Origin of the sequence: Ochrobactrum quorumnocens, from assembly GCF_002278035.1 — a bacterium.
Lineage (GTDB): Bacteria > Pseudomonadota > Alphaproteobacteria > Rhizobiales > Rhizobiaceae > Brucella > Brucella quorumnocens.
The window spans coordinates 669,434-682,178 of the sequence record NZ_CP022605.1 but is presented as its reverse complement, the minus strand read 5'-3'; the positions used below and the strand labels follow the sequence as shown (position 1 = coordinate 682,178).

The following is a 12,745-nucleotide window of genomic DNA, read 5'->3' as shown; positions in this document are numbered from 1 at the left end:
CAATGCCTCAAACGTAGGTCGCCTTGAGACGTTTCTCCGCTTCCGCCAGATCCTTGGGAGGCTTAGTGGGTTCGATACCGACGAGACGGGCAATGTTGTTACCCAGATAGTCTTCGAGAGTATCTTCACTGAGGTTCATGCCCTGCGGCTCGGGCGAACACAGAACCTCCAGTTCGCGCAGCCACATGCCCGGATTGTTCGGCGGCGAATCCGTTCCGAACACGATCTTGTTTGGCGGCAGTTGCTTTGCGAACTCCACGATGCGCGACTGGAAGCACCAACCGGACTCGCAATAGACATTCGGTGAGTCCATAGCCATCCAGAATGCTTCGAACGAGTAGTTACCGCCCGTCTGTATCCCGAAATGGCCGATGATGAAGTTTACCATCGGGAATTCGCGAATGACGGGATAGAACTGCGTCGGGATCGAATAGGGCCCGTCACCTGTGTGGATAAGCACAACGACGCCCAGCTCCGCACATTTCTTCATGGCAGGCCGGAGCCATTCCAATGCCCGGTCGGGGCGATAACCATGCATGTTGGAATGCAGCTTCAGCATTTTGAAGCCGTATTCCTTGACGTGGAATTCCAGTTCCGCAGCCCCGTTCTCCGGGCCCCAGCGAGGATTGAAGTTGAAGTTACCGATGAAGCGGTCCGGATATTTCTGGCAAAGCTCGGCGACATAAGACATGTAATCGCGAATGCCGTCGCGCCCGCGGCGGTTACCATCGCGATAACCCGTATTGCCGGGTGGCGGCTGAATGAAGCCCATATCGATCCGGCGCGGCTTGCCGTTGATCATATAAGGGCCGTCCATGAGCTTCAGCATACGCTCGCCGGTGAACGGTTCACCGGTATGACGCCAGGCCTCGTCGACCAGATTGGTTGGATGAAGATGGGTGTCGATGATCATGTGGATTCTCCGCTGAACTAGGCAAGGGTCGCCAGGTAGTGCTTGTTTTCGATGCCATGACGTTCAAGTTCGGCGACTGCATCCTGATAGGTGGCGGGCGGAGGGGTTGGCTCCATGCCCAACATACGGGCGAGATTGTTGCCGAGGTAATCCTCGAGCGTGTCCTCGTCGAGGTTCATCCCCTGCGGCGGTTCGTGGCAGAGTACCTCCAGAAGGTTCAGCCACATGCCCGGTTCGTTGGGCGGAGTGTCTGAGCCGTAAAGGATCTTGTGCGTCGGCAAATCCTTAGCAAATTCGACGATACGCGACTGCAGGCACCAGCTGCTTTCACAGAATACGTTCGGATATTCCATTGCCCATTGGAAAGGCTCGAAGCAGTAGACCCCTCCCGTCTGCACACCGAAATGCGCCATGATGAAATTGACGTCTGGATATTCCTTGATCAGCGGAATCCATTCCGTCGGAATGCTGTAGGGGCCGTCACCTGTATGCAGCTTAACGAGTACGCCAAGCTCCCGACATTTGTCGAGTGCAGGGCGCAGCCAATCCTTGGCGCGATCGGGCCGGTATGCGTGCATGTTGGCCTGCAACTGAACCATGCGGAAACCGTGTTCCTTCACGTAACGCTCGATGGCCTCGACCCCGTTGCGCACGCCGCAACGCGGATTATAGACAAAGCAGCCAATGAAACGGTCCGTATATTTTTGAACCATTTCAAGCGTATACGCCATATAGGCATCAATGGACTGACGCCCGTCGAGTTCCCCGTCCGTCCATGTGTAGATGGTGTTGCCTTGTGGTGGCTGGATAAACGCCTTGTCGATGCGGCGCGGTTTGCCATTGATCGTATAGGGGCCGTCCATCATTTGAATCAGGCGCTCGCCGCTGAACGGATCGCCATCATGCTGCCATGCCAGATCGACCAGATTGGTCGGATAGCAACTGGTATCGATGATCATTGATTGGTCTCCTTTTCCCGGTCATGAAGGACCGATCCACGAGAAAACCAACTGCGTCCCCCTTTTGTGCGACAACCGTTCGCCAAGCGACGGCAGGCTTATTTTTCGACAGCAGTGATTTTCGTCACGACCCACTATCGCCGCATAGATGGTGAGACGTACAATATCGCTTTCAGTACATGGTGAGACGATTTCGATATGATGGGGCGTTGTTTCGCCATCTGTCCGCCCCCGCCCCGAAAAGCGAAATCACGCAATAAAAAAAGCCGACCCAAGGACCGGCTGTAACGCGTGAGGGACAAAGGACCGCCGCTGGCACTCACTTGGAAAGCTGCTTGGTCCAGTCGAACAGCATGGTTGCGCTGAGAACAGCGAAGATAAGGATGATATCGAACACGAAAACCTCGAAAATGGGAAGCCACAGGGCCTTGTTGAACGGGCAAGGATTTACCGGTCAGCATCCTTTGAAGACCTCTCGGATCTCCATCCCCACGCCTGACATGCGCCTCATAAATGCAATCGGGTTACGAAATCAAGTGTGTTTCGCGATTCTTCATCGCCTCGGTAGGTCGCGAGCAAGGCTGGCAATACCGGCAACTAAGGCGGCCAGAGCACCCGCGTATAGCGCATAAAGTGGCCCGAAAGATTGAACATTGCCGCCACGAGTGCCACTCCAAGCGATTGTCCGGCAGTGCCGACAAGCGTGGATATACCCCCAGCGCTGCTGCTTCTGTCCGGAAGAGGACATTAGTATCGCCTTCATGTTCGGCGCTTGAAACAGATCAAATCCAGCCCCGCATAAAGCCAGTCTGGTGCCAATGGCGTGGGCCCGACGACAAACGCGTTGATACCCATGCCGATTCCAAGCAGCTTTTCAGGAAATATGAACCGCGTGAGTGCAATTCCGGTTCCAGCGATGCAAGCGCCCCAAATACCCTAAAGCGTTCGACCGAATATGAGCGAGCCGAATGAGGATGAGAATCGGCATATTAAGGAAGCGAGGCTGAATAGAATAATGCCGGTTATAGCGATCCTTCTCGCCCCCAGTCTTTCCGCACAGACAATTGCGGGCAATAGGGCGACCACCATGGATAGCTGGTAAGAAGCAGTAATCCATATGGCTTATCATGCGGTCACATCAAGGCTGAAGGCCATTTGCGGCAAAGCCGTGTTGGCAATCGCAATATCGAGATTGGCGACAGCCACATTCAGCAAAACTGCAACAATTGCGAGCACCCGATCCGCACCATGAAACCCATTCTTTGTTGGGTCGGTTGCGGTATCCGTGATTGAACCAGCATATTTCAGCCTGAAGGAAAACACGCTTCGCTCCTTCCGTTGGCTGCGCTTCGATTTCTACGACTTAAAGATGTCGACAACAGTGTTTTGCATTTTCAGTCACTATCGCTCCATCACTTTTGAGACGTACAATATTGTTTGTTCGGGCTGGTGAGAGGTTTTCGATATGGCTTACAATCATCTGAAACCGTTCGATCTGCGAACGCTGCGTTACTTCCTCGTCGTCGCGGAGGAGCTCCATTTCGGTCGCGCCGCCGTACGTTTAAACATGTCGCAGCCTCCTCTCAGTCAGCAAATCAGACAACTGGAAGACCGTCTCAACGTTGTGCTGTTCAAACGCAGCCATCACAATGTTGAACTGACTGCGGCCGGCCTGGCTCTCAAGGAGCAGGCCCCGCTGATCTTCCAGCAGTTGGAAAAAGCCGTTGTCACGATCCGTATGACTGCCGCAGGATCCATCGGTCGACTAGACATAGGTGTGATCAGTTCATCACTGGTTGGTATCATACCCAGGGCGCTCGGTATCTTCACCAGTCGTTATCCCGATGTCGACTGGCAGCTTCACGAACTGACGCCAGCGCTCCAGATACAGGGATTGCTCGAACGTCGCATTGATGTTTGTCTTTTTCGCATGCCCCCGCATCAGGAAGGCCTGCAACGGGAAATCATTATGCAGGAAGCGCTTATGGTAGCTATGCCGAGATCGCATCCTCTCGCCAGTCAAAACACCGTCTCCCTGATGCAACTGAAGGATCATCCCTTCGTCATGTTCGGCCTGCACCAGTCGAGATTTGCGGATTTTCTTTATCAATGTTGCGTCAAAGCCGGGTTCATGCCGAGAATTCGCCAGCAGGTCGTCGAGGTACAATCTCTTCTAAGCCTCGTCGGCGCCAATATCGGCGTTGCCCTGTTACCGGCCAGCATGCGACAACTGGCGCAACCAGAAGTGGTTTTCAAGCCGATTCATCCGTCACCGCCAGAGATCCCATTATACGCGACCTATCGCGCAGGAGACACGTCACCAACACTTAAGCGTTTTCTTGAGATAATTGGTGAACTGATTACCGAACACCAGATAAACACGGCCTCCGATGAATCGGACCGACAGATCCAATCGGTTTTCGAAGGGAGCGAGAGCAACACAAATTGAAGGCAACAGCATCCTTTAGAAGGACGCGCAAAGAGATGGGGCTGAACAATGGTCCAGCCCCGCTTGTTCGTTCTTATTTTGCTTCGATAGCCTGAAGACCGGCAAGGGCGCACTCCGCATCGGTTGCACCGGATGGTGCGCCGCCGACGCCAATGCCACCCACCAGCACGTCGCCGATCTTGATCGGCAGTCCGCCCGCCTGAATGACGAAGCGAGAATCCATGTCCCGCATGCCATTATTGGCCGGCTTCGACGCAATAAACTCTGCAAGTTCACCGGAATCGCGGCCCAGAGCTGCTGACGTGAAGGCTTTTCCTTCAGCGCTATTACCGGTATGCGGACCGGAAAGATCGGCCTTGAGCAGAACCTTCGTCGATCCATCGCGCGCTACGACTGCGACGCTCACATTGTTGCCCCTGGCGACACAGGCATCCAGCGCAGCCTGCGCTGCCTTGGTTGCGAGATCAAGCGGCAGATAAGGAGTGGTTGGAAGCGTTTGAGCGAAAGCGGTAGCCGGAGCCATCGACAGGGCGATAATTGCAAGTTTACGGATCATGGTCGTTCCTTGGTTGTGATGAGAAACAATTAGTTTCCACCAGCGAGGAACGGAATCCGTAACATTTACGATCTTATCGGTAGTTCTACGGATTCGACTGCCCCTCCAGCCACAAACGCGTCATTTCCGCTTGCGAAGTCGTGCCCAGTTTCGCCCCTATGGCCGCACGGTGGCTGTCTATCGTACGTGGCGATACTTCAAGACCATCAGCGATTTGCTTGGTCGTGAAACCTCGCGCAATACGATCGAGCACCTCGCGTTCACGCGCCGTCAACGTGTCCAGCAGTGCCAGCGTTTCAGCTCTTAGCGCCCTGCTCCCGAGCCTATGGTCAAGCAATTGCTGAGCCTTCTGGATTGCGTCGATCAGATCCTGCTCATCGACGGGCTTAGAAAGATAATCCACTGCACCGTTTCGAAAGGCGCGACGACAGGCTTCGATATCGCCGTGGCCCGAAATGATGATCACCGGCCAGTCAATTTCCTGCCCGGCCAACATCTCCTGAAGTTTCAGGCCTGTCATGACCGGCATGCGAATATCGAAGATCATGCACCCCGGCTTCAGTCGTGGTAGCTGCCCCAGAAACACAGAAGGATCAGCAAAACTCCTGACCTCGATATCTATGGTCGACAGGAGAAGGCTGAGCGACTTTCGTACTGCTTCATCGTCATCGACGAGATAGACCGGCTGAACCATCCTCTTAACTTTCCGTGTCTTGAGCAATTGGGAGCGCAACGCGAAACAGCGCGCCGTGCTCCTGTGGAATATAGGAAATCTCGCCGCCAAAACGCTCGACCAACCGCTGACTGAGTGCCAGACCGAGGCCGGTTCCTTCAGGGCGACTTGTGGTAAACGGGGTAAACAGGCGCGGCAATAGTTCCCTTGCTACGCCAGGACCATTATCCGCAATTTCCAGAATGGCTATCGGTCCGTCAGCTTTCAGGGATGCATTTACCCGTCGGTCCTGATCTTCGTCATGAAAGGATTCAATCGCATTACGGAGAAGGTTAAACATCACCTGCTCCATTTCCACGGGATCAACCGCAGCTATCAAAGGTGTTTCGGGCAGCACAAGTTCAACTTTGACGCCTCGCCGGATCGCTTCCGAAGCTAGCAAGGTCTGCACATTTTGAAGCGACAGGCGTAGATCGGCGGGTGCCGTCTGCCGACGCTGTGGGCGGGACCAGTTGCGTAGTCGATCCAGAATGGCCGATGCACGGCGCGCCTGGTCCACCATATCATCCAGCGCTCCAGCGAGAGCCTCCGTATTGTTACGGTTCAACAAGCGGCGCCCTGCCTGCGCGCCAGCGAGAAGTGCCGTCAGAGGCTGTGTCAGTTCATGCGCCATGCCGCTTGCCATCTCCCCCATCGTGTTGACCCGCGAGGCATGGGCCAACCGGGCCTCAAGACCGCTCAGTTCTGCACGGCGTTCCGCGTGGCGTGTGCGTTGTGTCTGGCGGACGATGACCAATCCACCGAAAAACAGCAGATTGGTGAGGACAAAAATCGGGATCAACTGGTCAAAAGGCAACAGATCGGTCCAGCGCGTGGCGTGCGCAGTCTGGAAAAGAAGCGGCTGCGTGGCGCTGCCCAGTTTCTTGGAAAAACGCGCTTCGCCGAACGAGACCGAGCTACTGTACAGAACCGTTCCATCGGGCATCAGGACGCGTCGTGCAACACCTTTACGGCTCCAGAATGGGTCATCAGATGTAATCAGACTGCCGGCATTGATCGCCAGCGCCAGGCCGTCGTGAGGATTATCCGTATTCGGACTACGTTTTACGATCAAATAGTGTCCCGGTCGTGCTGTAGGTGCCAGCAGTTCGGGAACACCGCGTGATGAAAGAGCCGCCGCAAGTATCGCATCGGCCAGTTCCGGTTCCAACTTTCTGGTGCCGGTCACTGGGACAGTTGGCTCCATCGCCACCAATTGAATCTCGTCTATGCGCGGATAGAAACGAACAATCGTTGCCGCCACTTCAAGGAAAACATCGTCCTGAGAGAGATCGGCAGTGCGCGCCTTGGATTGAGCGATCGTCGAAAGCGCCGTCAGATGGGCATCGTGCTGGTCGGCACGCTGCGAAGCCTCACGGTGCAAAGTGAAGCTGGCCGCTTGAAGTTCGGACAACAGGGTGGCGCGCTGATAGACAACGAGGCCACCTATCGCCAAAAGATTGAACAGCAACCACATGAGGATCGGAAGTGCGGCAGACCGGATGCTTCTATTGAGGTTCATAAATTACATCCCGGTATCAGCCGCTGTTCAGACAGAATATCGACCCAACTGACAATCATAATTCGAACAAGTCTTGTGAAGTTATTGGAGTTTAACAAGGCTGGCAAATGCAGTGTCGGCGGAAGCGCCTAAGGCTTCGCGACTGCGCGAAAAGCCGTCGCCAGCTTTTTGACCGCGATCTCGATTTCCGCCGGTGTGTAAGCTGCAAATCCCATCAGAAAACCGGTTGCGGCGGCAATACCATGTAGCCAATACGCAGGCCCGGAAAGAGTGATTTGGTGAAAGTACCGATATAGATTGTCCGATCATGCCGGTCGAGGCTTTGCACGCAGGCCATCGGCTTGCCAGCGTAGTGAAACTCGCTGTCATAATCATCCTCGATAATCCATGTCTTCTGGCGGGCGGCCCATTCGATCAGTGCCAGGCGACGATCCAGCGACAGGGTCGCACCGGTTGGAAACTGATGGCGTGAGAAACACGGCCTTGGCTTTGCTCGCTTCGCTTACCATCCGCTCGATCACAATGCCCTAGTCATCCACACCGACCGGGATGGCTTCAAGTCCGGCGGCATCGAACACCTTGCGGGCGCCGTAAAAGGCAGGATCCTCGATGAAGATCCGGTCACCGGGATCGAACAGCATGTTTGCACATAAAGTCAGTGCCTGTTGCGAGCTGGTGAGGATCAGCACCCTGTCGGATGTCGCGCGGCCGCCGCGTTCCAGGTTCACGTATTCGGCGACAGCGCGCCGCAAGGGCCCTGTCCCCGGCGGATCGCCATGCAGAAGCACCTGCGTACCGGTTTCCTTCAACACCTGCCGCTCCAGACGCTCCCAAAGCTGAAGCGGGAAGTTACGGGTTTCCGGAACGCCGTGGGCGAAAGGCCATGGCGCAAGGAGCTCGCGCACGCCACCGCTGTGAAACATGACCGCACCGCGTTTGCTCAGATTGGGCGCCTGATTGCGCAAAAGTGCATCGCGCTAGGAAACGCTGTGTCCGGGCGTAAATTCCGTTATCTGCGCCACAAAACTTCCGCTGCCCACCCGGCGGTCGATGATACCCTCGGCATGCAACTGCGCAAAGACGAAAGTGCTTTTCCAGGCCCGAGTGCGCTATCGACGATCAATTGCCGGATTGATCGCTGAATGCGGGCGTGGAGCGGCATGGCCGCATGGACAATCCAAGCCTTAACAGATTCAAGTTGGGCGCGGAGAATACCGACGTGTAATGACCCGTTTTCGCGATCTCGATGAGACGAACGGTTTCATCCGACAGTTCGAAGCTATTCGGTTTTGCCACTCCTATTGTGCCAGTCGTCGAAACCATATTAAACTCCTGATTTCAATGTGAGAAGCGCTCATCCCCGACCTCACCCTATTGCGTCAACAAGGTCGGCTTATGTTATCGCGCATACTAAAACCCCGGTGGAAGTTGAGCGGACACCTGCGAGAAAGCGCGTCCGTCACTATCGTTCCAACCGATAAGAATTGCATCACCTGCCACCGGTCTGGTGGTGAAATCCAGAAGTGGCTTGCGAACCACCATCGTCTGCCCGCAGCCAATGTCCACCAGTGCGCGCAAATGGTCACCGAGGTAAGTCGTATCTAAGATTGTTCCCTTGCACTGATTGGAGCGGCTCTGCGCCGCTGTGCCGATCACAAGATGCTCGGGCCTAACTGCGATTTTAACAGGCTTGCCTGTATCGGTAAAACTGGAGGATAGATGTGTCCGCACTGTCTGGCCACAATCCAAGCGGATGGTTCCATAACCACGTTCATCCACGCCTTCCGAATGTCCAGAGATGATATTGTTCTCACCAATAAAGCCCGCCACGAAAACATTTGCGGGCTGCTCATAAAGCTCCTGCGGGCTGGCGATCTGAGTGACCGATCCGCGCTCGAAAATGGCAATGCGGTCGGACATCGCAAGCGCTTCAGTCTGATCGTGCGTGACATAGACCATCGTAACACCCAAATCCCGATGGATTTGCTTGATCTCATATTGCATATGTTCGCGCAGTGTCTTGTCGAGTGCGCCAAGCGGTTCGTCCATCAGAACCAGGCTCGGCTCAAAGACGAGCGCGCGAGCAAGTGCAACACGCTGCTGCTGCCCACCAGAAAGCTCACTCGGCCGACGGTTTTGCATTCCTTCCAGGCGAACCATCTCGATGGCCTTGTCCACCTTAACCTGTATTTCCCGCTTGTTCATCTTTCGCATGCGCAACGGATAAGCCAGATTCTGCGCTACGGTCATGTTTGGAAACAACGCATAATTCTGAAAGACAACACCGATGCCCCGGCGGTGGGGCGGCAAGTGTTCAATCGGCTTTCCCTTGACGAGAATATGACCTCGGGTAGGCGTTTCGAAACCGGCAAGCATCATCAGCGTTGTGGTTTTACCGGAACCTGAACCGCCGAGAAGTGTTAGAAACTCGCCCTGTCTTACCGACAGGTTAAGATTCTCGATAACAACGGTGCGTCCATCATAGGTTTTCTGCACGCCCACGAATTCAATGATTTGTCCGGTTTCCATGAATGACCTTTCGTGCGGCTGATATGCGTTTCCAGGTTTCCCGTACTGTCGGGAAGCATTTTCTGCGCGGTATCAATCCCTGTAGGGCACGTCAGTTGCGAGCCACCCGTCTTCCTGTTTCTGCCAGTAAATATCGTGCAGTTGACGTGTTAACGGACCGGGCTTGCCATCGCCGACTGTCTTGCCGTCGATTGTAGTCACGGGCATGATGCCGCCAGCCGTACTGGTCATGAAGATTTCGTCGGCACCGAGAATCTCGCCAATGGCGACAGGACGGACCTCGCAACGCAGCTGCAATTGCTCGCACAGTTCCAGAACTGTCCGTCGGGTCATACCTTCGAAAACACCGCTTTCTGGCGTGCAGAGAATATTATTTTTGACAGCGAATACGTTGAAGCCTGCGCCTTCGGTAATATTGCCATCCCCATCACGCAGAACGGCCACGAAAGCATCTCTGTCATAGGCCTCAAAGATGCCCATGGTGAGGTCGAGCCAGTGGAAGTTCTTGATGCGCGGGTCCACCGCCTGTGGTGCAATACGATGAACCGAGCTTACAACCATGGGAACGCCCTGCCGGCGCTGATCGTCATTCGCAATCCAGACAAAAGGCGTAGCGAAAGCATAAAAGCGCTGGGTACAAAGACGCGGATCACGGCTACCAGCCGGCGGCATTCCCCGTGTGCATGTCATCTGCACATAGGAGTCGCGCAAACCGCTCAAACTGACACATTCGATGAGGATCTCGGCGATTTGCTCACCCGTGTAGGGCAGCGACATACGAAGCCCACGCATGGACGCAAAAAACCGTTCGATATGGTCGTCAAGACGAAAGAAGCGCCCCTTCCAGACATGCGCAACGTCATAAGTGGCGTCAGAACGCACGAAGCCGCGATCAAGAATTGGAATGCTGGCATCGGCAACTGGCATATAGCGCCCGTCAATGAATGCAACGCCTCCCTGCGGGTTAGGAATGTGGACAGCGTTTTCTTCGGTCATGTTATACCTTTCCGAGATTTCGAGCATTGCGGTTCACGAGGAACAGCGCGGCGATGAGGCTGAGGGTGGCGACGATCATGAGGAACGTTGCCATTGCAAGAATGGACGGTTCTATATTGTCGCGAAGTCCCTCGAACATTTTCAAGGGAAGGGTTCGCTGGCCGGGACCGGCAAGGAAGAGAGTTACAACGACTTCATCGAACGAGGTCATAAACGCGAAAAGCGCGCCAGAGATAATGCCCGGTGCAATGATCGGAACAAGAACTGTCATGAAGGCTTTGAAAGGAGACGCGCCAAGACTGGCCGCGGCGCGGAGCAGTCCCATGTCGAAGCCCTGTAGAGTGGCCGTCACGGTGATGAGCACAAACGGCGCGGACAGGACTGTATGGGCGATGATAACGCCAGGCATGCTGGCGGTCAGACCAAACTTCGCCATCAGAAAGTACATTCCGAGCCCGCTAATGACAGGCGGAACAATCATTGGCGCGATGAGAAAGCCGAGGATCGCGGTTGGCATGGGCAAGTCGCGACGGGCAAACGCATAAGCTGCAAGTGTGCCGAGAATGGTTGCAGCAACTGTCGACACCGAACCGATGATCAGACTGTTCTTGAGTGATGAGAGCCATGGGCCATCCGCAAACACACGCTCATACCACTGCAACGAAACACCCGGCAGCGGATAGGAGAGAAAGCTGCCCGAACTGAAGGACAGCGGGACGATAGCAATGAGTGGAACGACCAGAAAGAGTATCATAGCCACGCCAAAGCCGTAGTAGAGCGTCCGTATGATCATTGCTTGACGATGATATGGCATTGGCGATCTCACTTTAGTCCCGCTAGCTGACGCACGCCCACTGTGCGCGCGGCGAGCGCATAGACCGCAACAGTGCAAAGCAACAGCATAATCCCAAGTGCCGACGCCATGCCCCAGTTGATGGTGGTATTGGCGAAGAAGGCGATGAAGTAGCCGAGCATCTGGTCGCGCGCGCTCGCGACCAGCGATGGCGTGATATAATAGCCCGCGGTCACGATGAAGGTCAGCAATACACCCGCTCCGACACCCGGCAGCGTCATCGGCAAATAGACATTCAAAAACCCGCGAACCGGATGAGCGCCAAGAGAGGCTGACGCCCGCATGAAATGTGGTGGTATACCCTTCATCGTGGAATAGAGAGGAAGGACCATGAAGGGCAACATCATGTGGATCATCACAATATAGAGCCCGGTGGTGTTGAAGATCAGCTCCAGGGGCTGCCGGATCAGACCAAGCCAACCAAACAGGGAATTAACAAGCCCCTCACGTTGAAGAAGTACGATCCAGGCAGAGGTGCGCGCCAATAGCGATGTCCAGAACGGCAACATTACAGCTATGATAAGCGCGATCGAAAGAAATCGCGGCGCACTCACCATCAGATTGGCAAGCGGATAGCCAAGCAGAGCGCAAACGAGAGTGACGATAGCTGCCGTCTTGAGCGTACGAAAGAGGATATCGACATAGGTTCGTTGCTCTTGGGGTGCCTGTACCACCTTACCGTTGTCATTAATGGCAAGGTCGACTGCGGCAAGCATGTAGAAAGGCGTGTAGGCTGGCGACGCGCGTTTCATCGCGTGCCAATACGCTGCCTCCTCCCACCTCTTGTCGATTCCGGCCAGAAAACGGCGTGCGGCACCATCTGCAGTGATATCGTCTGGCAGTATTCGCAACTTGCGAACGGTGCTGGTGAGTAGCGTTCGGTAGCCGCTTTCCTCGTAGTTCAAGCGTCGGGCAGCCTCAGCAACGAGATTGCGCGGAGTGCCAGCAATTTCCTGCACAAAAGTGGTGAAAACAACATCCGGTGGCAACTCCGCTGGATCGCTCGCCGTCCAGCGGGACAATTCAGCCACCGTTTCTGGTAGAGCCTGCGTCAGTTCGACATTATCAATTGCCTTGTAGAGAATGATGCCGATCGGCAGCATGAATGTCAGCAGCACATAGAATAGAAGTGGCGCCACAAGCATTAGGGACACAACGCGCCGACGTCTGTCGGCTCGCCCCCATTCCCGGCGCGTTGCCTTGGTCGCGGTGGTGTCTTCATCGATCAAGGTCATCGGAACCATGCCTCCATAAAC

General features: G+C 55.0%; 11 protein-coding genes and 1 pseudogene. 1 reads left to right on the top strand and 11 read right to left on the bottom strand.

Annotated features, from left to right (window positions below; all coding sequences use genetic code 11):
• Positions 1-7 precede the first annotated feature (7 nt).
• The 3 genes from CES85_RS25400 to CES85_RS25385 all read right to left on the bottom strand — a co-directional run bounded on the left by CES85_RS25400 (position 8) and on the right by CES85_RS25385 (position 3,195).
• On the bottom strand, positions 8-913 hold the full coding sequence (locus tag CES85_RS25400; protein ID WP_095448547.1) for an amidohydrolase family protein: 906 nt from the start codon (positions 911-913) through the stop codon (positions 8-10).
• 17 nt (positions 914-930) lie between these two features.
• Positions 931-1,872, bottom strand: a complete 942-nt coding sequence (locus CES85_RS25395) for an amidohydrolase family protein (protein ID WP_095448546.1) — start codon at positions 1,870-1,872, stop codon at positions 931-933.
• 1,125 nt (positions 1,873-2,997) lie between these two features.
• Positions 2,998-3,195 (bottom strand): hypothetical protein, encoded by a 198-nt coding sequence (locus tag CES85_RS25385; protein WP_095448544.1) that lies wholly within the window; start codon positions 3,193-3,195, stop codon positions 2,998-3,000.
• A 142-nt stretch (positions 3,196-3,337) separates the two neighbouring features.
• On the opposite strand from CES85_RS25385, the gene CES85_RS25380 reads away from it, so the two are divergent.
• Complete coding sequence (locus tag CES85_RS25380; RefSeq protein ID WP_095448543.1) at positions 3,338-4,321, top strand: LysR substrate-binding domain-containing protein; 984 nt, start codon at positions 3,338-3,340, stop codon at positions 4,319-4,321.
• 73 nt (positions 4,322-4,394) lie between these two features.
• On the opposite strand, the gene CES85_RS25375 is transcribed toward CES85_RS25380, so the two are convergent.
• The 8 genes and pseudogenes from CES85_RS25375 to CES85_RS25340 form a co-directional block, all read right to left on the bottom strand.
• Positions 4,395-4,877 (bottom strand): GlcG/HbpS family heme-binding protein, encoded by a 483-nt coding sequence (locus CES85_RS25375; RefSeq protein WP_095448542.1) that lies wholly within the window; start codon positions 4,875-4,877, stop codon positions 4,395-4,397.
• Positions 4,878-4,962: 85 nt separating this feature from the next.
• On the bottom strand, positions 4,963-5,571 hold the full coding sequence (locus CES85_RS25370) for a response regulator transcription factor (protein ID WP_095448541.1): 609 nt from the start codon (positions 5,569-5,571) through the stop codon (positions 4,963-4,965).
• A gap of 4 nt (positions 5,572-5,575) precedes the next feature.
• Complete coding sequence (locus CES85_RS25365) at positions 5,576-7,111, bottom strand: sensor histidine kinase (protein ID WP_095448540.1); 1,536 nt, start codon at positions 7,109-7,111, stop codon at positions 5,576-5,578.
• A 220-nt stretch (positions 7,112-7,331) separates the two neighbouring features.
• Positions 7,332-8,273: pseudogene (locus tag CES85_RS25360) on the bottom strand (aminotransferase-like domain-containing protein); the annotation flags it as partial.
• A gap of 248 nt (positions 8,274-8,521) precedes the next feature.
• Complete coding sequence (locus CES85_RS25355) at positions 8,522-9,640, bottom strand: ABC transporter ATP-binding protein (RefSeq protein ID WP_095448539.1); 1,119 nt, start codon at positions 9,638-9,640, stop codon at positions 8,522-8,524.
• Positions 9,641-9,712: 72 nt separating this feature from the next.
• Positions 9,713-10,636, bottom strand: a complete 924-nt coding sequence (locus CES85_RS25350; protein WP_095448538.1) for an aminotransferase class IV — start codon at positions 10,634-10,636, stop codon at positions 9,713-9,715.
• 1 nt (position 10,637) lies between these two features.
• Positions 10,638-11,450 (bottom strand): ABC transporter permease, encoded by an 813-nt coding sequence (locus tag CES85_RS25345; protein ID WP_244923326.1) that lies wholly within the window; start codon positions 11,448-11,450, stop codon positions 10,638-10,640.
• Positions 11,451-11,458: 8 nt separating this feature from the next.
• Positions 11,459-12,724, bottom strand: a complete 1,266-nt coding sequence (locus CES85_RS25340; protein WP_095448865.1) for an ABC transporter permease — start codon at positions 12,722-12,724, stop codon at positions 11,459-11,461.
• Positions 12,725-12,745: the final 21 nt, after the last annotated feature.

Bases quoted from the DNA above. Each gene is read 5' to 3' on its own strand.
- CES85_RS25400 (WP_095448547.1), bottom strand. From the start codon at position 913: ATGATCATCGACACCCATCTTCATCCAACCAATCTGGTCGACGAGGCC.
- CES85_RS25370 (WP_095448541.1), bottom strand. From the start codon at position 5,571: ATGGTTCAGCCGGTCTATCTCGTCGATGACGATGAAGCAGTACGAAAG.
- CES85_RS25355 (WP_095448539.1), bottom strand. From the start codon at position 9,640: ATGGAAACCGGACAAATCATTGAATTCGTGGGCGTGCAGAAAACCTAT.
- CES85_RS25365 (WP_095448540.1), bottom strand. From the start codon at position 7,111: ATGAACCTCAATAGAAGCATCCGGTCTGCCGCACTTCCGATCCTCATG.
- CES85_RS25345 (WP_244923326.1), bottom strand. From the start codon at position 11,450: ATGCCATATCATCGTCAAGCAATGATCATACGGACGCTCTACTACGGC.
- CES85_RS25350 (WP_095448538.1), bottom strand. From the start codon at position 10,636: ATGACCGAAGAAAACGCTGTCCACATTCCTAACCCGCAGGGAGGCGTT.
- CES85_RS25380 (WP_095448543.1), top strand. From the start codon at position 3,338: ATGGCTTACAATCATCTGAAACCGTTCGATCTGCGAACGCTGCGTTAC.
- CES85_RS25395 (WP_095448546.1), bottom strand. From the start codon at position 1,872: ATGATCATCGATACCAGTTGCTATCCGACCAATCTGGTCGATCTGGCA.
- CES85_RS25375 (WP_095448542.1), bottom strand. From the start codon at position 4,877: ATGATCCGTAAACTTGCAATTATCGCCCTGTCGATGGCTCCGGCTACC.
- CES85_RS25340 (WP_095448865.1), bottom strand. From the start codon at position 12,724: ATGACCTTGATCGATGAAGACACCACCGCGACCAAGGCAACGCGCCGG.